Source organism: Delftia sp. CH05 (assembly GCF_009827015.1).
Taxonomy (GTDB): Bacteria; Pseudomonadota; Gammaproteobacteria; order Burkholderiales; family Burkholderiaceae_C; genus Comamonas; species Comamonas tsuruhatensis.
The window spans coordinates 76,557-95,953 of record NZ_WUMG01000006.1; the positions used below are offsets into that span (position 1 = coordinate 76,557).

Annotated in this window: 20 protein-coding genes; 12 read left to right on the forward strand and 8 right to left on the reverse strand. The window is 66.1% G+C overall.

The features are described 5' to 3' along the window. The first annotated feature begins 7 nt into the window (after positions 1–7). Both rplI and dnaB read left to right on the forward strand, forming a co-directional pair. Positions 8–460 (forward strand): 50S ribosomal protein L9, encoded by a 453-nt coding sequence (rplI, locus tag GRX31_RS07745; RefSeq protein ID WP_016447755.1) that lies wholly within the window; start codon positions 8–10, stop codon positions 458–460. A 132-nt stretch (positions 461–592) separates the two neighbouring features. Continuing rightward, positions 593–2,029: a replicative DNA helicase gene (gene dnaB, locus GRX31_RS07750; RefSeq protein WP_016447754.1), complete on the forward strand. Its 1,437-nt coding sequence runs from the start codon at positions 593–595 to the stop codon at positions 2,027–2,029. 75 nt (positions 2,030–2,104) lie between these two features. Here the strand turns inward: dnaB and GRX31_RS07755 are convergent, their stop codons facing one another. From GRX31_RS07755 to GRX31_RS07770, 4 genes are all read right to left on the reverse strand, one after another. Then, on the reverse strand, positions 2,105–2,503 hold the full coding sequence (locus GRX31_RS07755) for a hypothetical protein (protein ID WP_160852082.1): 399 nt from the start codon (positions 2,501–2,503) through the stop codon (positions 2,105–2,107). Positions 2,504–2,506: 3 nt separating this feature from the next. Continuing rightward, positions 2,507–4,306 (reverse strand): PhoH family protein, encoded by a 1,800-nt coding sequence (locus GRX31_RS07760; protein WP_160852083.1) that lies wholly within the window; start codon positions 4,304–4,306, stop codon positions 2,507–2,509. Positions 4,307–4,482: 176 nt separating this feature from the next. Next, positions 4,483–4,968 carry a peroxiredoxin gene (locus GRX31_RS07765; RefSeq protein WP_012207021.1) on the reverse strand — a complete coding sequence of 162 codons (486 nt, stop codon included), beginning with the start codon at positions 4,966–4,968 and terminating at the stop codon, positions 4,483–4,485. Between the two features lie 138 nt (positions 4,969–5,106). Next, the gene (locus tag GRX31_RS07770; protein WP_017407848.1) at positions 5,107–5,475 is read right to left on the reverse strand and encodes an Mth938-like domain-containing protein; all 369 of its coding nucleotides are present in this window, start codon (positions 5,473–5,475) and stop codon (positions 5,107–5,109) included. A 171-nt stretch (positions 5,476–5,646) separates the two neighbouring features. Here GRX31_RS07770 and GRX31_RS07775 point away from each other — a divergent pair, with 171 nt between their 5' ends. The 7 genes from GRX31_RS07775 (at position 5,647) to GRX31_RS07805 (ending at position 12,394) form a co-directional block, all read left to right on the forward strand. Next, the gene (locus GRX31_RS07775) at positions 5,647–6,882 is read left to right on the forward strand and encodes a pyridoxal phosphate-dependent aminotransferase (protein ID WP_160852085.1); all 1,236 of its coding nucleotides are present in this window, start codon (positions 5,647–5,649) and stop codon (positions 6,880–6,882) included. A 110-nt stretch (positions 6,883–6,992) separates the two neighbouring features. Further along, positions 6,993–8,342 carry a homoserine dehydrogenase gene (locus tag GRX31_RS07780; protein WP_160852087.1) on the forward strand — a complete coding sequence of 450 codons (1,350 nt, stop codon included), beginning with the start codon at positions 6,993–6,995 and terminating at the stop codon, positions 8,340–8,342. A gap of 140 nt (positions 8,343–8,482) precedes the next feature. Then, positions 8,483–9,910, forward strand: a complete 1,428-nt coding sequence (gene thrC / locus GRX31_RS07785) for a threonine synthase (protein WP_016447748.1) — start codon at positions 8,483–8,485, stop codon at positions 9,908–9,910. Between the two features lie 46 nt (positions 9,911–9,956). Continuing rightward, positions 9,957–10,517, forward strand: coding sequence for a molybdopterin-guanine dinucleotide biosynthesis protein B (gene mobB / locus GRX31_RS07790; RefSeq protein ID WP_016447747.1), 561 nt, complete (start codon positions 9,957–9,959; stop codon positions 10,515–10,517). A gap of 10 nt (positions 10,518–10,527) precedes the next feature. Next, the gene (locus GRX31_RS07795) at positions 10,528–11,763 is read left to right on the forward strand and encodes a molybdopterin molybdotransferase MoeA (RefSeq protein WP_160852089.1); all 1,236 of its coding nucleotides are present in this window, start codon (positions 10,528–10,530) and stop codon (positions 11,761–11,763) included. After that, positions 11,760–12,035 carry a molybdopterin converting factor subunit 1 gene (gene moaD, locus GRX31_RS07800; RefSeq protein WP_013801032.1) on the forward strand — a complete coding sequence of 92 codons (276 nt, stop codon included), beginning with the start codon at positions 11,760–11,762 and terminating at the stop codon, positions 12,033–12,035. Before GRX31_RS07795 ends, moaD begins: the two co-directional genes overlap by 4 nt. 5 nt (positions 12,036–12,040) lie before the next feature. Continuing rightward, complete coding sequence (locus GRX31_RS07805) at positions 12,041–12,394, forward strand: recombinase family protein (protein WP_017404077.1); 354 nt, start codon at positions 12,041–12,043, stop codon at positions 12,392–12,394. Here GRX31_RS07805 and dapA read toward each other — a convergent pair. The 3 genes from dapA to GRX31_RS07820 form a co-directional block, all read right to left on the reverse strand. Beyond that, a complete protein-coding gene (gene dapA, locus GRX31_RS07810; RefSeq protein WP_016451198.1) occupies positions 12,340–13,275 on the reverse strand; it encodes a 4-hydroxy-tetrahydrodipicolinate synthase in 936 nt (311 codons plus the stop codon). The two genes, GRX31_RS07805 and dapA, sit on opposite strands and share 55 nt — an antisense overlap. Before the next feature lie 313 nt (positions 13,276–13,588). Then, positions 13,589–13,903 (reverse strand): hypothetical protein, encoded by a 315-nt coding sequence (locus GRX31_RS07815; protein WP_160852090.1) that lies wholly within the window; start codon positions 13,901–13,903, stop codon positions 13,589–13,591. An 8-nt stretch (positions 13,904–13,911) separates the two neighbouring features. After that, positions 13,912–14,166: a hypothetical protein gene (locus GRX31_RS07820; RefSeq protein ID WP_016447741.1), complete on the reverse strand. Its 255-nt coding sequence runs from the start codon at positions 14,164–14,166 to the stop codon at positions 13,912–13,914. Positions 14,167–14,265: 99 nt separating this feature from the next. Here GRX31_RS07820 and moaE point away from each other — a divergent pair, with 99 nt between their 5' ends. Then, entirely contained in the window at positions 14,266–14,727 is a 462-nt protein-coding gene (moaE, locus tag GRX31_RS07825) for a molybdopterin synthase catalytic subunit MoaE (protein ID WP_017404080.1), read from the forward strand. A gap of 9 nt (positions 14,728–14,736) precedes the next feature. Here the strand turns inward: moaE and GRX31_RS07830 are convergent, their stop codons facing one another. Continuing rightward, positions 14,737–15,630 carry a DMT family transporter gene (locus GRX31_RS07830; protein ID WP_236884552.1) on the reverse strand — a complete coding sequence of 298 codons (894 nt, stop codon included), beginning with the start codon at positions 15,628–15,630 and terminating at the stop codon, positions 14,737–14,739. Between the two features lie 104 nt (positions 15,631–15,734). Between GRX31_RS07830 and GRX31_RS07835 the strand changes: the two genes are divergently transcribed. Together GRX31_RS07835 and clpB are read left to right on the forward strand one after the other, a co-directional pair. Then, positions 15,735–16,643, forward strand: coding sequence for an AraC family transcriptional regulator (locus tag GRX31_RS07835; protein WP_017404082.1), 909 nt, complete (start codon positions 15,735–15,737; stop codon positions 16,641–16,643). A 132-nt stretch (positions 16,644–16,775) separates the two neighbouring features. Next, positions 16,776–19,388 (forward strand): ATP-dependent chaperone ClpB, encoded by a 2,613-nt coding sequence (gene clpB, locus GRX31_RS07840; RefSeq protein ID WP_160852092.1) that lies wholly within the window; start codon positions 16,776–16,778, stop codon positions 19,386–19,388. Positions 19,389–19,397: the final 9 nt, after the last annotated feature.

Here is a 19,397-nt window from a genome sequence, read left to right on the forward strand (position 1 = left end):
ACAACCCATGCAAGTCATTCTGCTCGACAAGGTTGTGAACCTCGGTGGCCTCGGCGATATCGTCAAGGTCAAGGACGGCTACGCCCGCAACTTCCTGATCCCCACGGGCGCTGCCCGTCGCGCCACGGCTTCCGCCAAGGCCGAGTTCGAAGCCAAGCGCGCCGAACTGGAAAAGCAAGCGGCTGAAAAGCTGGCTGCTGCCCAGCAACTGGGCGAAAAGCTCAACGGCGTGAACGTCAAGCTGACCCAGAAGGCTGGCGTTGATGGCCGCCTGTTCGGTTCGGTGACCAATGCCGACATCGCCGAAGAACTGACCAAGGCCGGCTTCGCCGTTGCCAAGTCGCAAGTTCGCCTGGTCAACGGTCCCATCAAGACCGTGGGCGACGCCACCGTGGTCGTGGCACTGCACACCGACGTCAGCGTCGAAGTGTCGGTGTCGGTCTACGGCGACCACTCCTGATCCGAGGCTTGTCCCGTATCACCAAAAAGCCGCCTTCGGGCGGCTTTTTGCTTTGCCGCGCCCGGGTGATGACGCCGGGTGGCGCGGCCTTTTGCCAGCCGCTACGATGGCGGGCTCATCTCCAGGAATTCCATGTCGTCCGTAATGCCCCCGCTCGATCTCGATGATGCGTTCGCACCGCTGCTGCCCGCTGGCGACCAGCAGGTCGCGCAGTTGCGCGTGCCGCCGCATTCGATGGAGTCCGAGTCCAGCGTGCTGGGTGGCCTGCTTCTGGACAACAGTGCCTGGGACCGCGTGGGCGATCTGCTGGTGGATGGTGATTTCTACCGCCATGAGCACAAGCTGATTTACGAGGCCATCGGCAAGCTGATCAATGCCAGCAAGCCGGCCGACGTGATCACGGTGTACGAGCATTTGCAGGGCATGGGCAAGGCCGAGGAAATTGGCGGCCTGCTGTACCTGAACCAGCTGGCGCAGTACGTGCCCAGTGCCACCAACATCCGGCGCTACGCGGAGATCGTGCGCGAGCGCTCCATCCTGCGCAAGCTGGTGACGGCCAGTGATGACATCGCCACCAATGCCTTCAATCCGCAGGGCAAGACGGTGGACCGCATCCTTGACGAGGCCGAGCAGAAGATCCTGGCCATCGGTGAGGAGGGGGCGCGCAACAAGCAGGGCTTCCAGTCGCTCGACACGCTGGTGGTGGACCTGCTGGACCGTGTCCAGGAGATGGCCGACAACCCCATGGACGTGACCGGCGTGCCCACGGGCTTCGTCGATCTGGACCGCATGACCAGTGGCCTGCAGGCTGGCGACTTGGTGGTGCTGGCCGCACGCCCCTCGATGGGCAAGACCTCGTTTGCGGTGAATATCGCCGAGCACGTGGCGCTCAACGAAGGCCTGCCGGTCGCCATTTTCTCCATGGAAATGGGCGCAGCCCAGCTGGCGGTGCGTATCGTCGGCTCCATCGGCCGCGTCAACCAGGGCAATCTGCGCACGGGCAAGCTCAACGATGACGAGTGGCCGCGCCTGACGGAGGCCATCGAGCGGCTGCGCACGGTGTCCCTGCACATCGACGAGACGCCCGGCCTGTCGCCTACGGAGCTGCGCGCCAATGCGCGGCGCCTGGCGCGTACCTGCGGCAAGCTGGGCCTGATCGTGGTCGACTATCTGCAGCTGATGAGCGGCTCGGGTTCGGCCGCCAGTTCCGACAACCGTGCGACCGAGCTGGGCGAGATTTCGCGGGGCTTGAAGATGCTGGCCAAGGAGTTGCAGTGCCCGGTGATTGCCCTGTCCCAGCTCAACCGTTCGGTGGAGCAGCGCACCGACAAGCGCCCCATGATGTCCGACCTGCGCGAATCGGGCGCCATCGAGCAGGATGCCGACATCATCATGTTCATCTACCGCGATGACTACTACAACAAGGACAGCAAGGAGCCCAACATCGCCGAAGTCATCATCGGCAAGCAGCGTAACGGCCCGACCGGCACGGTCAAGCTGTTCTTCCAGAAAAACCAGACGCGCTTCGAGAACCTGGCCGTGGGCTACGGTGGTGGCGACGAGTACTGATTGCAGCGCTTGGCTTTCAGGCTTTCCATGAAAAACGGCCCCGAGGGGCCGTTTGGTTTTTTTGCAGTGGGCGGTCTATGTACGCCAGGCATGGATCAGCAGGCCTGCCACGCAGGCTCCGAGGATGGCGCAGGCCCAGGCCAGCCGCTGGGCGCCCGTGCGCAGCGCACCCACGGTGGCCACGATCTGGGCATTCTGCTCGGCCAGCTTCTCGATCAGTTCCAGCGACTGGCGCTGTGACTGCTCCAGCTGCGTGATGCGGGCTTCCTGGGCCTGGATCAGCAGCAGAGCCTGTTCGCCAGCCGAGCGCGGAGCTGCCAGCGGCTCGCCGGCCGCAGCCGGCTGCGCGTCGACCGCCTGCTCCGCATCCTTTTTGCGCAGCAGGCTCTTGGCTGCCTTGACGACCTGGGGGGTGGCCTCGATGACATCGCCCCAGGGCACCAGCTTCAGCGCCGTGATCCAGCTGATCGCCATGGCTTACAGCACCTCGCTGGCGAAGTCGGCCAAGCGCGAGCGTTCGCCGCGCGCCAGCGTGATGTGACCGCTGTGGGGCCAGCCCTTGAAGCGGTCCACGGCGTAGGTCAGTCCCGACGATCCCTCGGTCAGGTAGGGCGTGTCGATCTGCGCCAGATTGCCCATGCAGATGATCTTGGTGCCGGGGCCGGCGCGCGTGATCAGGGTCTTCATCTGCTTGGGCGTCAGGTTCTGGGCCTCGTCGATGATGACGTACTTGTTCAGGAAGGTGCGGCCGCGCATGAAGTTCATGCTCTTGATCTTGATGCGGCTGCGGATCAGCTCGTTGGTGGCGGCGCGGCCCCATTCGCCGGCATTGCCGCCATCGCCCTTGGCCAGGAATTCGAGGTTGTCGTCGAGGGCGCCCATCCAGGGGCCCATCTTCTCTTCCTCGGTGCCGGGCAGGAAGCCGATGTCCTCGCCCACGCTGACCGTGGCGCGCGTCATGATGATCTCGGTGTAGCGGCGGTCGTCCAGCACCTGGGACAGGCCGGCGGCCAGGGCCAGCAGGGTCTTGCCCGTGCCGGCCGTGCCGGTCAGCGTGACCAGGTCGATGTCCGGGTTCATCAACAGGTTCATCGCGAAGTTCTGTTCGCGGTTGCGCGCCGTGACACCCCAGACGGCGTACTTGGGATTGCCGAAGTCCTTGAGCGTCTTGAGCACGGCCGTCTTGTCGCGGATCTCGGTCACGCGCATGAACAGGCTGGGCTCGCCCGGTGCCTCGTGGTAGACGAACTGGTTGATCATCAGCTGGTCGACGATGGCGCCGCTGATGCGGTAGTAGGTGATGGCGCCTTCCTGCCAGCTTTCGACGTTCTTGCCGGCCTTGGCCCAGAAGTCCTGGGGCAGGGCCAGGGCGCCTGCGTACAGCAGGTCGCCGTCGTCCAGTACCTTGTCGTTCTGGTAGTCCTCGGCCGCAAGGCCCAGGGCGCGTGCCTTGACGCGCATGTTGATGTCCTTGGACACCAGCACGACTTCACGCTCGCTGAACTTCTTGCGCAGCGCGGCGACCACGCCCAGGATCTGGTTGTCCGCCTTGCCCTGGGGCAGGCTGTCGGGCAACGAGGTCTCCAGCGGTTCCGTCTGGAAATACAGCATGCCGGTGGCGCTGCGCTGGCCCGTGGCATTCAGCGGCAGGCCCTTGTCCAGCGTCTCGGAGGGCTGGGAGGCGACCAGTGAATCCAGCGTGCGGCTGACCTGGCGGCCGTTGCGCGCCACTTCGGTCATTCCCTTCTTGTGGCCGTCGAGCTCTTCCAGCACCACCATGGGCAGGAAGATGTCGTGCTCCTCGAAGCGGAACAGGCTGGTCGGGTCGTGCAGCAGCACGTTGGTGTCGAGCACGAACAGCGTCTTCGGGCCTGTGCGCGTGCGGCGTGGGCGAACCGGCGCTGCCAGCAGTGCTGCCGGCTTGGCTTCCGTGGCCGACCTGTTGGCCGACCGGGCGCTGGACGGCGCTGCCGTTGCGTTGGAATTGTCGGTTGCACGGCGCTGCCGATTGGCAGGGGCTGCAGTCGCGGGTGTAGGAGCCGGTGATGCGGCCTTGGTGTTGCGGCCGCGCGCCGGTGCGGGCTTTGCAGCTGTGGTGTTGGAGGCGGAGGCCGGGGCCGGCTTGCGCTTGCGTGGCGCGGCGGCAGCTACGGCCTCGACTGCATCGGGAAGATCGTCAGCGGGCAGGGGGTCTGCGTGCTGGGCACCGCGCACGGGAAGAAAGGCTTCGGGGGAGAGCTTGGCGGCACGGCGGCCGGGTGCGGGGGGCAGGGGCATGGTGGACGAACCGTTCCTCAACAAGGATCAAAAAGCACAAAGCCGCCTGGAAACCGAGGCGGCTTTGGAGGGGTGACAGGGAAAAGCGTCTTTGCTAAGAGGCATTGCCCCATTATGCATAGGCGGACGGCCTGAATATGTCGGCCGGCACTCTGTCACCTGTCGGATTGTTGCTATCAGGCAGCCTGCTTCAATGCCTTCAGGGTCTTGACAGCCTTGAGCACCTCGTCAACGTGGCCGGGAACCTTCAGGCCGCGCCATTCCTGCACCAGCAGGCCATCGGCTCCGACCAGGAAGGTGGAGCGCTCGATGCCCTTCACCTTCTTGCCGTACATGATCTTGTTCTTGACCACGCCGAACATGTGGCACATCTTCTCTTCCGTATCGGCGATCAGCTCGAACGGCAGTTCCAGCTTTTCCTTGAAGTCGTCGTGCGACTTCATGTTGTCGCGCGAGACGCCAAACACGGTGGCGCCAGCTTTCACGAAGTCCTTGTACTTGTCGCGGAACTGCATGGCTTCGGTGGTGCAGCCAGGCGTATTGTCCTTGGGGTAGAAATACAGGATCAGAATCTGGCCCGTGTGGGAGGTGTTGGTCACCTTGATCCCGCCGGTAGCGTTGGCTTCAAATTCGGGAAGGGGTTTGTTGACAACGATCGCCATGCGCTTATATCTCTCGGGTGTAGTCGTTGAAATGCCGAGGGCCGTGTTTGTGTTTTTGCTTTTATCGGAAATGCCCCCAACCGCAACCTGCAATTTTACCCTGAAAACGGAATTTCTCCCAATCAGGGGGGCAGGAGTCTACTCCAAGAGTAGGGCCGCGACGACGTTACGGCCTTCGCTGGCAAGGATGTTGTAGGTGCGACACGCGGCCTGCGTATCCATGCTTTCCAGGCCGATGCGTCGGGCCATGAGCGGGCGCAGCCAGGCCGCTGGCGGGAAGCGGTTGCGCTGGCCGCTGCCCAGGATGATGACCTCTGCATCCAGCTGGGACAGGGCCTCGAAATGCTCAGGCGTCAGGTCTTCGAAGCGGGCGCAGTCCCAGGCCTGGCGCAGGCCTTTGGCGCCGACAAGCAGGCTGTGTTCGAACTTTTCCCGGTCCACGGCGACCCAGCCGGGGCCATAGCCCGTGATGCTCTGTGCTTCGGATTTGTCGGCGTGGAATTTCATGGATGAGGGTGGCGCGGTCTGCGCGATGGGGGTGGCCGCCACATGGGTCGGGGCCAGGGCGATGCTGCATTGCGGAACTGTGGTCAAATTATAGGTTTCACCAGGGTGCATGGGGCACTTTGGCGTGCATGAAGGCCGCAAGCCTGCGCCGGCCACTTTCATATTCTCAGCATGAAAACCGTTCTCAAATCCGCAAAACTAGCCAACGTCTGTTATGACATCCGCGGGCCCATCATGGACGCGGCCAAGAAGATGGAAGAGGACGGCCAGAAGATCATCAAGCTCAACATCGGCAATCTGGCCGTGTTCGGCTTCGACGCTCCTGAGGAAGTGCAGCAGGACATGATCCGCAACCTGCCCAATTCGGCAGGCTACTCGGACAGCAAGGGCATCTTCGCGGCGCGCAAGGCCGTGATGCACGAAACCCAGCGCCAGGGCATCCTGGGCGTGACGCTGGACGATATCTACCTGGGCAATGGCGCATCCGAGCTGATCAGCCTGGCCACGAACGCGCTGCTGGACGACGGCGACGAGATGCTGCTGCCGGCGCCCGACTATCCGCTGTGGACCGCCGTCACCAGCCTGTCCGGCGGCACGCCCGTGCACTATATGTGCGACGAGTCCAACGGCTGGATGCCCGACCTGAACGACATCCGCGCCAAGATCACGCCGCGCACCAAGGGCATAGTCGTCATCAACCCCAACAATCCGACAGGTGCCCTGTACAGCAAGCAGTTGCTGCAAAGCATCGTGGCGCTGGCCCGCGAGCATGGCCTGGTGATCTTCGCCGACGAGGTCTATGACAAGGTGCTCTACGACGACGTCGTGCATACGCCGCTGGCCAGCCTGTCCACCGATGTGCTGACGCTGACCTTCAACTCGCTGTCCAAGGCCTATCGCAGCTGCGGCTACCGCGCCGGCTGGATGGTGGTCTCGGGCGACAAGAAGGCGGCCAAGGACTATATCGAGGGCCTGAACATGCTCTCCAACATGCGCCTGTGCGCCAATGTGCCCGGCCAATGGGCCGTGCAGACGGCGCTGGGCGGGCATCAGAGCATCGACGAGCTGGTGCAGGAAGGCGGCCGGCTGCGCGTGCAGCGCGACCTGGCCTACCAACTGATCACCGAAATCCCCGGCGTGAGCTGCGTCAAGCCGCAGGCCGCGCTGTATATGTTCCCGCGCCTGGACCCCGAGATCTACCCGATCAAGGATGACCAGGCGTTCTTCCTGGAAGTGCTGCAGGAGACCAAGGTCATGCTGGTGCAGGGAACAGGCTTCAACTGGCCGCACCCCGACCATTTCCGCATCGTCTTCCTGCCGCACGACACCGACCTGCGCGAGGCCATCCGCCGCCTCGCCGTGTTCCTCGAGAAATACCGCAAGCGCCACGGCACGGACCGCGGCTGAGCTGTGCGGGGGCCGGCGGGGGAGAGGGCCTTGCGCCGACCATCGCTTTTTACCGGCTGCCGGCGCGCACCCTCTGGGCGCCGCAGCATTTTTTGACTGGCAAGTAGTTTATGAAACCGATCCAAGTAGGCCTTCTGGGCATTGGCACCGTGGGCAGCGGCACCTTCAACGTGCTGCAGCGCAACCAGGAAGAGATCCGCCGCCGCGCGGGCCGCGGTATTGAGATTGCCATGGTGGCCGACCTGGATACGGAACGCGCACGCTCCGTCGTGGGCGACACGGCCAAGGTGGTCGGCGATGCGCGCGAGATCATCGCCAACCCCGAGATCGACGTGGTGATCGAGCTGATCGGCGGCTACGGCATTGCCAAGGCCCTGGTGCTGGAGGCCATTGCCGCCGGCAAGCATGTGGTCACGGCCAACAAGGCCCTGCTGGCCGTGCATGGCAGCGAAATCTTCAAGGCCGCCGCCGAGAAGGGCGTGATGGTGGCCTACGAAGCGGCGGTGGCCGGTGGCATCCCCATCATCAAGGCGCTGCGCGAAGGCCTGACGGCCAACCAGATCCAGTGGGTGGCCGGCATCATCAACGGCACGACCAACTTCATCCTGTCCGAGATGCGCGACAAGGGCCTGGACTTCGACGTGGTGCTCAAGGAGGCCCAGCGCCTGGGCTATGCCGAAGCCGATCCGACCTTCGACATCGAAGGCGTGGACGCCGCCCACAAGGTCACGCTGATGAGCGCCATCGCCTTCGGCATTCCCGTGCAGTTCGACAAGGCGCATGTGGAAGGCATCACCAAGCTGTCTGCGGCCGACATCAAGTACGCCGAGCAACTGGGCTACCGCATCAAGCTGCTGGGCATCACCAAGCGCACGGACAAGGGCATCGAGCTGCGCGTGCACCCCAGCCTGGTGCCGACCAAGCGCCTGATCGCCAACGTGGAAGGCGCGATGAACGCCGTCGTCGTCCATGGCGACGCCGTGGGCACGACGCTGTACTACGGCAAGGGCGCGGGCTCCGAGCCCACGGCCAGCGCCGTGATTGCCGACCTGGTGGACATTGCCCGCCTGCACACGGCCGACCCCGAGCACCGCGTGCCCCCGCTGGCCTTCCAGTCGAACACGCTGGTCGCCGCAGGTGGCGAGCTGCCCGTGCTGCCCATGAGCGAGGTGGTCACCAGCTACTACCTGCGCATCCGCGTGGCCGACGAAGCCGGCGTGCTGGCCAAGATCACCAGCATCCTCGCCGGTGCCGGCATCAGCATCGATGCCCTGCTGCAGCGCGAGGCTGGCGAGGTGAGCGGCGACAGCGAAGGCAGCCAGGGCGTGCCGCAGACCGACCTGATCATCCTGACCCACGCCACGCGCGAAGGCGGCATGGATGCTGCCCTGGCGCAGATCCAGCAGTTGCCCACGGTGCTGGCCCCTATCAACCGCATCCGCAAGGAAGAGTTGAACTAAGACACCCCCTGAGCGGCTGCGCCGCTTCCCCCTCTCTCGCACGCGGGAGGGGGACGACGCCCTCGCTGCGGGGCGGCCCTTGCTCGGCATCCCTGGCATCGGCCGCGCCCCGTCTCACAGAATACTGACGAGGAAGCGACATGCTTTATCTTTCCACGCGCGGCCACGCGGACCGCAAGCGCTTTTGCGACATCCTGCTCGAGGGCCTGGCGCCCGATGGCGGGCTGTACCTGCCCGAGCGCTATCCGCAGATCGATGCCGCCCGCCTGGGCGAGCTGCGCAGCATCTACAAGGAGCAGGGCTACGCGGCGCTGGCCTTCGAGATCCTGAGCCTGTACATCGACGACATCCCGGCCGAGGATCTGCGCGCCCTGTGCGCCAAGACCTATACGCAGCAGGTTTTCGGCACGGCCGAGATCACGCCGCTGCGCCCGCTGGAAGACGGCCTGTGGCTCGAAGCCCTGTCCAACGGCCCCACGCTGGCCTTCAAGGACATGGCCATGCAGCTGCTGGGCAACCTGTTCGAGTACGAACTGGGCCGCCGTGGCGAGGAGCTGAACATCCTGGGCGCCACCAGCGGCGACACCGGCAGCGCGGCCGAGTACGCCATGCGCGGCAAAAAGGGCGTGCGCGTGTTCATGACCAGCCCGCGCGGCCGCATGAGCCCCTTCCAGCAGGCCCAGATGTTCAGCCTGCAGGATGCCAACATCCACAACATCGCCATCGAAGGCGTGTTCGACGACTGCCAGGACATCGTCAAGGCCGTCTCCAACGACCACGCCTTCAAGGCGAAGTACAAGATCGGCACGGTCAACTCGATCAACTGGGCCCGCCTGCTGGCCCAGGTCGTCTACTACTTCGCCGGCTACCTGCAGGCCACGCAGAGCAATGACCAGAAGGTCAGCTTCACGGTGCCCAGCGGCAACTTCGGCAACATCTGCGCCGGCCATGTGGCGCGCCAGATGGGCCTGCCGATCGAACGCCTGGTGGTGGCGACCAACGAGAACGACGTGCTCGACGAGTTCTTCCGCACGGGCGCCTACGTGGTGCGCGGCAGCGAGCACACCTACGAGACATCGAGCCCCTCGATGGATATCTCCAAGGCCAGCAACTTCGAGCGCTTCGTGTTCGACCTGCTGGGCCGCGATGGCCAGGCCACGCGCGAATTGTTCGCCGAGGGCGTGGCACGCCAGGGCCGCTTCGACCTGGGCGGCAATCCGCTGTTCCAGGAAGCTGCTGCCCGCTACGGCTTCGTCAGCGGCAAGAGCACGCATGCCGACCGCCTGGCCACCATCCGCGATACCTTCGAGCGCTTCGGCACCATGATCGACACGCACACGGCCGACGGCGTCAAGGTGGCGCGCGAGCAGCTGCAGGCCGGCGTGCCCATGATCGTGCTGGAGACGGCACTGCCCATCAAGTTCGCCGCCACCATCGAGGAGGCCCTGGGCCGCCTGCCCGATCGCCCGGCCAAGTTCGAAGGCATCGAGGACCTGCCCAAGCGCGTGACCGACTTGCCGGCCGACGCCGAGCAGGTCAAGGCCTACATCGCCCGGCATTGCGACTGATGCCACGGCCGGGCTGTCCGCAGGTCCGCAGCTGGAGTGCATGGCGATGAAGGTCATCGGCTTTGCCGGCTACTCCGGCTCGGGCAAGACCAGCCTGGTGGAGCCCCTGATCACGCTGATGCGTGCGCAGGGGCTCAGCGTTTCGGTGGTCAAGCATGCCCACCACCATTTCGATGTCGATCACGAGGGCAAGGACAGCTGGCGCCACCGCAAGGCGGGTGCCTATGAGGTGGTGCTGGCTTCCGATCGCCGTCTGGCGCTGATGCGCGAATTCCCCCGGCCCACGGAGCTGTCGGTGCACGACATGCTGGCCGAGCTGGACCCCCTCGTGGACTGGGTGCTGGTAGAGGGTTTCAAGCACGCCGACCTGCCCAAGATAGAAATCTGGCGCGAGCAGCCCGAGCGCACCAGCGCCGGCAAGACCCAGGCGCCTTTGTTCCCGCACGATCCCCATGTGCTGGCCGTGGCAACCGATGCGCCGGCCCGCCTGCCCGAGCCGCCGCGCCAGCCCGTGCTGGACCTCAACGCGCCAGCGCAGATACTGCAATGGCTGCTGGATCAGGGGGAGCGCCTGCGCTACCGTGCACCTGACAGCGGCCAAGACTAGGAGAAAAACCATGCGAGCCCCGCTCAAGCCCCTCGATGAAGCGCTGGCCGAACTGCTGGCCCAGGCACTGCCGCTGGCTGGCGATGACACCGTGGACTGCTTTGACGCCGATGGCCGCGTGCTGCGGGTCGACGCCGTCTCGCCGCTGCAAGTGCCGCCCCAGGACAACAGCGCCATGGACGGCTACGCCGTGCGCAGCGCCGAATGCACCCAGGGCAATGCCGAGCTGCCCGTCTCGCAGCGCATCCCCGCAGGCGCCGTGGGCCAGCCGCTGGCCGTGGGCACGGTGGCGCGCATCTTCACGGGGGCTCCGGTGCCCGAAGGTGCCGATGCCATCGTCATGCAGGAAGACTGCGAAGTCCTGGAAGACGGCCGCGTGCGCATCAAGGCGCGGCCCGAGGCCGGGCAATGGATACGCCGCTCGGGCGAGGACATCCGGCGCGGCGCCACCGTCATCGCGGCCGGCACGCGCCTGTCGCCGGCCGAGCTGGGCCTGGCCGCCAGCATCGGCCTGGCCTCTTTGCGCGTGGCACGCAAGCCGCGCGTGGCCCTGTTCTCCACGGGCGACGAGCTGGTCATGCCGGGCACCGTGGCGCCCGAGCAGATGCCGCCCGGCAGCATCTACAACAGCAACCGATTCTTCCTTCGCGCCCTGCTGCAGCGCATGGGCTGCGAGGTCACCGACTTCGGCATCGTCCCCGACCGGCGCGAGGCCACTGTGGATGCTTTGCGCGAGGCGGCCTGCGCGCATGACCTGATCCTGACCAGCGGCGGGGTGTCTGTCGGCGAAGAAGACCATGTCAAGCCCGCCGTGCAGGCGCTGGGCCAGCTCGACCTCTGGCAGATCGCGGTCAAGCCCGGCAAGCCCTTCGCCTATGGCCGTGTGAACCGCGAAGGTGAAGGCTTTGCCCACTTCATCGGCCTGCCCGGCAATCCGGTCTCCAGCTTCGTCACCTTCCTTTTGCTGGTGCGCCCCTTCGTGCTGCGCCTGCAGGGCGTGCAGCAGGCGCTGCCACGCTCGGTCGAGGTGCGCGCCGACTTCCATTGGCCGCGCGGGGACAAGCGCCGCGAATTCCTGCGCGTGCGCTACAACGACAGCGGCGGGCTGGAGCTGTTCCGCAACCAGAGTTCGGGCGTGCTGACCTCGGCGGCCTGGGGCGATGGCGTGGTGGACAACCCGCCGGGCCAGGCCATTGCGCCGGGCGACCGGGTGCGCTTCATCGCCTTTTCGGAGCTGCTGTCATGAGCCAGGCCGTCCCCATCGCCATCACCATCACCGTGCGCTATTTCGCCTCCATCCGCGAAGCCCTGGGCACGGGCAGCGAAACCCTGTCCACCGAGGCCGCCACCGTGGGCGCGCTGCGTGAGGAACTGATTGCGCGTGGCGGTGCAGCCGCCGAAGCGCTGGCCCCTGGCAAGGCCGTGCGCATGGCGCTGAACCAGGTCCTGTGCGATGCCGGTGCCGCCATTCGGCAGGGGGACGAGGTGGCTTTCTTCCCCCCCGTGACCGGAGGTTGACCCAAATGACCACCGACAAGCCCGTGGACCAGGCCATCAGCGCACGCACGCGCAAGGCCTTGTCCGAAGCCAAGGCGCGCGGCGTGCAACTGGGCCGCGCAGGCGCAGACAACCTGCGCGCCACCGTGGAAAAGCGCAAATCCACGGCCGATGCCTTTGCCCAGCAGCATGAGGCGCTGTTCGCCGAACTGCAGGCGCGCGGCCTGACGCACCGCGCCATGGCCGCCGAACTCAATGCGCGCGGCATTGCCGCGGCCCGGGGCGGCGAGTGGACGCACGGTCAGGTGCAGCGCATCCTGAACCGCTACGCCGACCTGCGTTCGGCAACACTGTCTGCGGACGGCAGCAGCGGCAGCTGAATCCCGGCCAGCCGCTGCGCCAGCGCGGCCGATGCCGGCTGCATGGGCGCCCGCAGCGTTGCCCGCATTCGGCCCTGCTGCGCCAGCAAGGCCTTGATGGGGGCGGGGTTGGGCTCGGCAAAGCAGGCGGCGATGTGCGGCTGCAGCGGCTGCCACAGCGCACGGGCAGCGGGCAGGTCGCCGCGCTCCAGGCATTGCATCAGCTCGACGAAGTGCCCTGTATGCGCGTGCGCGCTGGCAGCAATCGCTCCCGCGCCGCCCAGGGCCAGCGTGGAAAAGATCTGCGCGTCTTCGCCGGCCAGCACCTGCAGTTGCCCATCGGCGATCAGTGCCTGGGTCTTGGCGGCATCGCCCCCGCAATCCTTGATGGCCACGATGCGCTCATGTGCGGCCAGCGCACGCAGCGTGGCCAGCTCCAGCACCACGCCGGTGCGGTAGGGAATGTCGTAGACGATGACCGGATGGGCGCTGCGCTCGGCAATCGCCGTGAACCACTGCAGCAGGCCTGCCTGCGACGGGCGTATGTAATGCGGCGCGGGCACCAGAATGCCTGCCAGCGGCAGGGCGTTCAGTGCCTGAACGCGGGCCAGCGCATGCCCCAGGTGGCAGTCCGAAACGCCCATGACCACGGGCATGCCCTGGGCCGCTGAGAGGATGGTGGACAGGGCGGCATCGTGCTCCGCTTCGCTCAGCGCGGCGGCCTCGGCGGTCGAGCCGCAGGCCACGTAGCCGGCGATGCCGCTGGCGTTGTAGTGCTGCACCAGGGCGCGCAGCGCCCCGTGGTCCACCGCCGCCTCATCTCCAGGAAGAAAGGGCGTGACCAGCGGAAGCCACAGCCCCTGGAATCGGGCTTGTGGCGAGGTGGTGGAAGGCAAAGACATGGAAGATCCCTTCGGGTGATTCAAACAATGAACGACCGGACGCAGCCACCGGCCAGACCGAGGGCGGAAAGGCAGGCGCCTGAAGGGATGCGGGAAGGGGAGATGGAGGCTGCCGGGCCGGTTCCGTCGCTCATCTGGACGGAACCTCAGCTCCGGTCAGACGAGCTGGGGTTTGCAGGCTTTGCCCAGGCACAGGCGCACGGCATCACCGTGGCATGTGGGGAAGTCAAAGATTGCAGGCATGGCGCGCAGTGTAGCGCGCCTGAGCGCCTCGGTGGTGACCTTCAGGCTGCGCCTTCGCCGCCGGGACGGGTTATGCATCGGGCAGCAGCGGTGCCTGCCACTCCAGCAGCTCGGCCAGGCGCTGCACGATCCAGCGTGCCTCGCCGGGGCTGACGATGGAGCCTTCGGCAGCCAGGCCGGCGTGCATGCCCAGCAGCACGCCTTGCTCCGAGGAATTGCCCGAGTGGTAAAGCGTCTGTGCCTGCTCGACCAGGTGGCTGGCCAGGTCCTCGCACAGTTCATAGCGCCCGACCACGTCTGCAATCGATGCCTTGAGCCGGCCGTGCCGGTCGGCATACAGGGCGGCAAAGCTCGGCGGCGGCTGTATCTGGCTGGTCTCGTCCATGGCGCGCCTCAATCGGGTTCGAACAGGCGTTCGAAGCGTGCGATGTCTTCGGCCAGCTCGCAGCTCACCAGCTGGCCCATCTTGCCGTCGCCCAGCCGGTGGGCTGCAAACAGCGTGGCCTTGCCGCGAAAGCCGTAGTCGGGCAGGTGGATGATGGTGTAGGGATGGGGCACGAACAGCTGGTGCTCGTAGACCACGCGCTGCTCGTTGCGCGGCGAGGGATAGAGCGTGTATTCGGGGGTGGTGATCGTGAGTGTGGCCATGCGTGGCCCGCCGCAGCAAAAAAGCGCTGGGGGCGGGGGAGGGCAATGCTACCGCGTTCATCGCCTTCTGGCGCGCCGCCGCCCTGCGACAATGCGGGCATGCAAGCAGCCCGTGTATCCATCCAGACCGAGGATTTCGACGTATCGGCCGAACTCGCCGCCCTGCGCTCCGGCGACGCCCGCGTGGGGGCGGTCTGCAGCTTCATAGGCACCGTGCGCGACCGCAACGAGGGCGCCACCGTGGCCAGCATGGAGCTGGAGCACTACCCGGGCATGACCGAGAAATCCATCGAGGCCATCATCGACGAGGCCGTGCAGCGCTTCGGCATCCATGGCGCGCGCGTCATCCACCGCATCGGCCCGCTGCAGCCCATGGACCAGATCGTGCTCGTGGCCGTCACCGCATCGCACCGGGGCATGGCTTTCCAGGCCTGCGAATACATCATGGACTACCTCAAGTCGCTGGCGCCTTTCTGGAAAAAGGAACAGACGCCCGAGGGCGCGCGCTGGGTGGATGCGCGCGTCAGCGACGAAGAGGCGCTGGCGCGCTGGCGCCAGTGAGCTGACGCTTCAGGCCCTGCGCAGTGCGGCACCCCGCAACCATTGCGGCGGCCGGAACACCAGCAGGTTGCCGAACATCACCAGCAGCAGGCCACCCACGGCCAGCGGCGTCCACACATAGCCTTCGAAAAGGGCCGAGATACTGAGCGCAACGATGGGGAACAGCACCGTCGCATACGCCGCCTTCTCGGGGCCCAGGCGTCCGACCAGGGTCAGGTAGGCCGTGAACGCGATCACCGAGCCCGGAATGGCCAGGTACAGCCAGGAGCCCACATAGGTCCAGCTGGCATCGAAGCGCCAGGGCAGGCCTGCCACCAGCGCATAGCCGGTCAGCAGCAGCGTGCCGGCCAGCATGCCCCAGGCATTGGTCTGTGCCGGCCGCCAGCCCATGGACTGCAGCGAGGCCGACAGCATGTTCCCGCAGGAAAAGCACAGCGTGCCCAGCACCGCCCAGGCCAGGCCGGGCAGGCTGGCATGCCGGCCTGCGCGCAGCTCGGGCCAGAACAGCGCCACCAGGCCTGCAAGGCCGAAGAGGCTGCCGGCCAGCACATGGCGCGCCAGCCTGCGGCCGTGGATGATGCGCGCCAGCAGCGCGTTCCAGAGATTGGCGCTGGAGAACACCACGGCGGCCAGGCCGCTGGCCAGCGTCTCGCTGGCATGCATGAAGCACACGAAGTTGAAGCTGAACAGGCACAGGCCCTGGGCCAGCACGCGCGGCAGCGCCGGGCCGCGTGGCACGCGCAGCTGGCGCGACCAGGCCAGCCAGGCGAACATCAGCACGGCGGCCAGCGCAAAGCGGTAGGCAATGGACAGCTCCACGGGCACGGCGCCCAGCTGCAGCTTCAGGGCGATCCAGGTCGAACCCCAGATCAGCACGACCAGGGCATAGAGGGTGGCAGTCATGGCCGGTGATGATGGCGCCGCAGGCTGGGCGGGCATGGCAGATTCCTGCGGTTTGATGGCCTGGCGCCATGCGTCGGTATGGCTGCGGGACCACAATCGCTGCCATGACGCCCACGCCGCTGCCCGAGCTGCCCTCCAGCCACCTGTGCCAGGTGCTGTCACGCTCCAAGGCCCGGCTGCAGCGGCGCGTGCGCCTGAGCGAGGGGGTGGAGCTGGCCGTCTGGGCCAATGTGGACGACGAGGTGCGCTACTGCCAGCCCGGTCACCACACGCTGTCGGTCTACCTGGCCGGCGGCGAGGGCTCGCAACTCAAGGCGCGGCCCGAGGCCATGGGGGCGCCGGGGCGCATCTGCATCTTCACGCCAGAGGACGAATCGCACTGGCTGGTGCGATCGCCCGTGCAGTTCCTGCACCTGTATGTGTCCGACCTGGCCTGGGCGGGGCGCGTGGTCCGCATGCTGGATGCCGAGCCCCGCTCGCGCACCTTGCGTGCGCAGATCTACGGGGACGATCAGGCCTTCCACGCCGGTGCCCGTGCGCTGATGCAACTGGACTGGCAGGACCCGCAGCAGCAACTGGCGGCCGATGCCATTGGCCAGCAGCTGGTGGACCGGCTGGTGCTGCAGTCCGCCACGCCGCGCCAGGTGCAGGCGCTGCAGCGGCCGCTGGGCGGGCTCTCTGCGGCCGTGCGGCGCAGGGTGCTTGCCCATATCGAGGCGCATCTGCATGACTCCAAGGCCGTGTCGCTGCCGGCACTGGCGAGACAGGCCTGCCTTTCCGAATTCCATTTCGCGCGCATGTTCCGCCAGAGCATGGGCTGCACGGTGCACGAATGGGTGCTGCAGCAGCGCCTGGCACGGGCACGGCGCGCCCTGTCTGCGCGCAACGTGCCGCCGCTGGCCGAGCTGGCGCTGGATTGCGGTTTTTCCAGCGCCAGCCACCTGGTGCGCAGCTTCCGGGCGCATTTGGGCGTTACGCCTACGCAGTTCTCGATCTTTCAGCGCAATGCTTGAGAAGGATGGCGGCCTCGCCGGCCTTGATCTGGCGCAAGCGTCTGTCCTTGCGGGTTGGGCATGGCTTGAAATTTGCCCTGCCGGTATCAGATAAATCGCAATGACCCTGTTTCAGGAGCGAAAAGAAACACCATGCGAATCGACAAACTGACAACCAAGTTCCAGGAAGCCCTGGCCGACGCGCAAACGCTGGCCCTGGGCGGTGACCAATCCAACATCGAACCCCTGCACCTGCTCGTGGCGCTGCTGCGCCAGGACGATGGTCCGCGCTCGCTCTTGCAGCGCGCCGGCGCCAACGTGGGCCAGCTGCAGGCCGCGGCCGAGAAGGCCCTGGCAGATCTGCCGCGCGTGCAGCACCAGGACCAGGTGCAGGTCGGCTCCGAGCTGGGCCGGCTGCTGCAGGCGACCGAGAAAGAAGCCCTCAAGCGCGGCGACCAGTTCATTGCCAGTGAGCTGTTCCTGCTGGCGCTGACCGACAGCAGCGGCTCTTCCACGCGCGCAGGCCAATTGCTCAAGGAAAGCGGCGTGACGCGCTCCAGCCTGGAGTCGGCCATCAACGCCGTGCGCGGCGGCCAGACCATGGACAGCGCCGAAGGCGAAGGCCAGCGCGAGGCCCTCAAGAAATACACCATGGACCTGACCGAGCGCGCGCGCATCGGCAAGCTCGATCCGGTGATCGGGCGTGACGACGAAATCCGCCGCTCCATCCAGGTGCTGCAGCGCCGCAGCAAGAACAACCCCGTGCTCATCGGCGAGCCCGGTGTGGGCAAGACCGCCATCGTCGAGGGCCTGGCCCAGCGCATCGTGGCCGGCGAGGTGCCCGAAAGCCTCAAGAACAAGCGCGTGCTGTCGCTGGACATGGCAGGCCTGCTGGCCGGCGCCAAATACCGTGGCGACTTCGAGGAACGCCTGAAGTCCGTGCTCAAGGAAGTGGCCCAGGAAGAGGGCCGCATCATCCTGTTCATCGACGAGATCCACACCATGGTCGGTGCCGGCAAGGCCGACGGCGCCATGGATGCGGGCAACATGCTCAAGCCGGCCCTGGCGCGCGGCGAGCTGCACTGCATCGGCGCGACCACGCTCGATGAATACCGCAAGTACATCGAAAAGGATGCGGCGCTGGAGCGGCGCTTCCAGAAGGTGCTGGTCGAAGAGCCTTCCGTGGAGGACACCATCGCCATCCTGCGCGGACTGCAGGTGCGCTACGAGGCCCACCACGGCGTGGACATCACCGACCCGGCCATCGTGGCTGCGGCCGAGCTGAGCCACCGCTACATCACCGACCGCTTCCTGCCCGACAAGGCCATCGACCTGATCGACGAGGCTGCGGCCAAGATCAAGATCGAGATCGACTCCAAGCCCGAGGTCATGGACAAGCTCGAGCGCCGCATGATCCAGCTCAAGATCGAGCGCGAGGCCATGAAGAAGGAAAAGGACGAGGCCTCGCAAAAGCGCCTGCAGCTGATCGAGGAGGAACTCGGCAGCCTGGAGCGCGAGTACGCCGACCTCGAAGACGTGTGGAAGAGCGAGAAGGCCAGCGCCCAGGGCTCCGAGCAGATCCGCAAGGAGATCGACCAGATCCGCATCCAGATCGAGGAGCTCAAGCGCAAGGGCGACTTCAACAAGGTGGCCGAGCTGCAGTACGGCAAGCTGCCCTCGCTGGAAAAGCAGCTCAATGAAGCCCAGGCCAGCGAGCAAGGGCAGGGCGGTGCGCCCGCCCACAGATTGCTGCGCACCCATGTGGGCGCCGAGGAGATTGCCGAGGTGGTCAGCCGTGCCACGGGCATTCCCGTGGCCAAGATGATGCAGGGCGAGAAGGACAAGCTGCTGCGCATGGAAGACCGACTGCATGACCGCGTCGTCGGCCAGGACGAGGCCATCTCGGCCGTGGCCAACGCCATCCGCCGTTCGCGCTCGGGCCTGTCCGATCCCAACCGGCCCACCGGTTCCTTCCTGTTCCTGGGCCCCACGGGCGTGGGCAAGACGGAACTGTGCAAGGCGCTGGCCGGCTTCCTGTTCGACAGCGAAGACCATCTGGTGCGCATCGACATGAGCGAGTTCATGGAAAAGCATTCCGTGGCCCGCCTGATCGGCGCGCCGCCCGGCTACGTGGGCTACGAGGAAGGCGGCTACCTGACCGAGGCCGTTCGCCGCAAGCCCTACAGCGTGCTGCTGCTCGACGAGGTGGAGAAGGCCCATCCCGACGTCTTCAACGTGCTGCTGCAGGTACTGGACGACGGCCGGCTGACCGACGGCCAGGGCCGCACCGTGGACTTCAAGAATACGGTCATCGTGATGACGAGCAACATAGGCTCTTTGCTGATTCAGGCCATGGTCGGCGAGGATTACGATGATGTGAAAGACGCGGTCTGGGGGGAACTCAAGAACCATTTCCGACCCGAATTCCTCAACCGCATCGACGAGACCGTGGTGTTCCACGCGCTCGACGCGAAGAATATCGAGTCGATCGCAAGGATTCAGCTCAAGCTGCTGGAGCGGCGTTTGGAGAAAATGGACCTTGCGCTGCAGGTGTCCGACCAGGCACTGGCCGAACTGGCCAAGGTGGGCTTCGATCCCGTTTTCGGGGCCCGGCCGCTCAAGCGCGCGATACAGCAGCGGATCGAAAATCCGTTGTCGAAACTGCTGCTCGAAGGGCGCTTCCCGCCCAAGAGCACGATTGCGGTGCATGTGGACCCGGTACAGGAACCGGGCGTATTCCGGTTCGATGCGGCAGACTCCGCCTGACGCACCGGG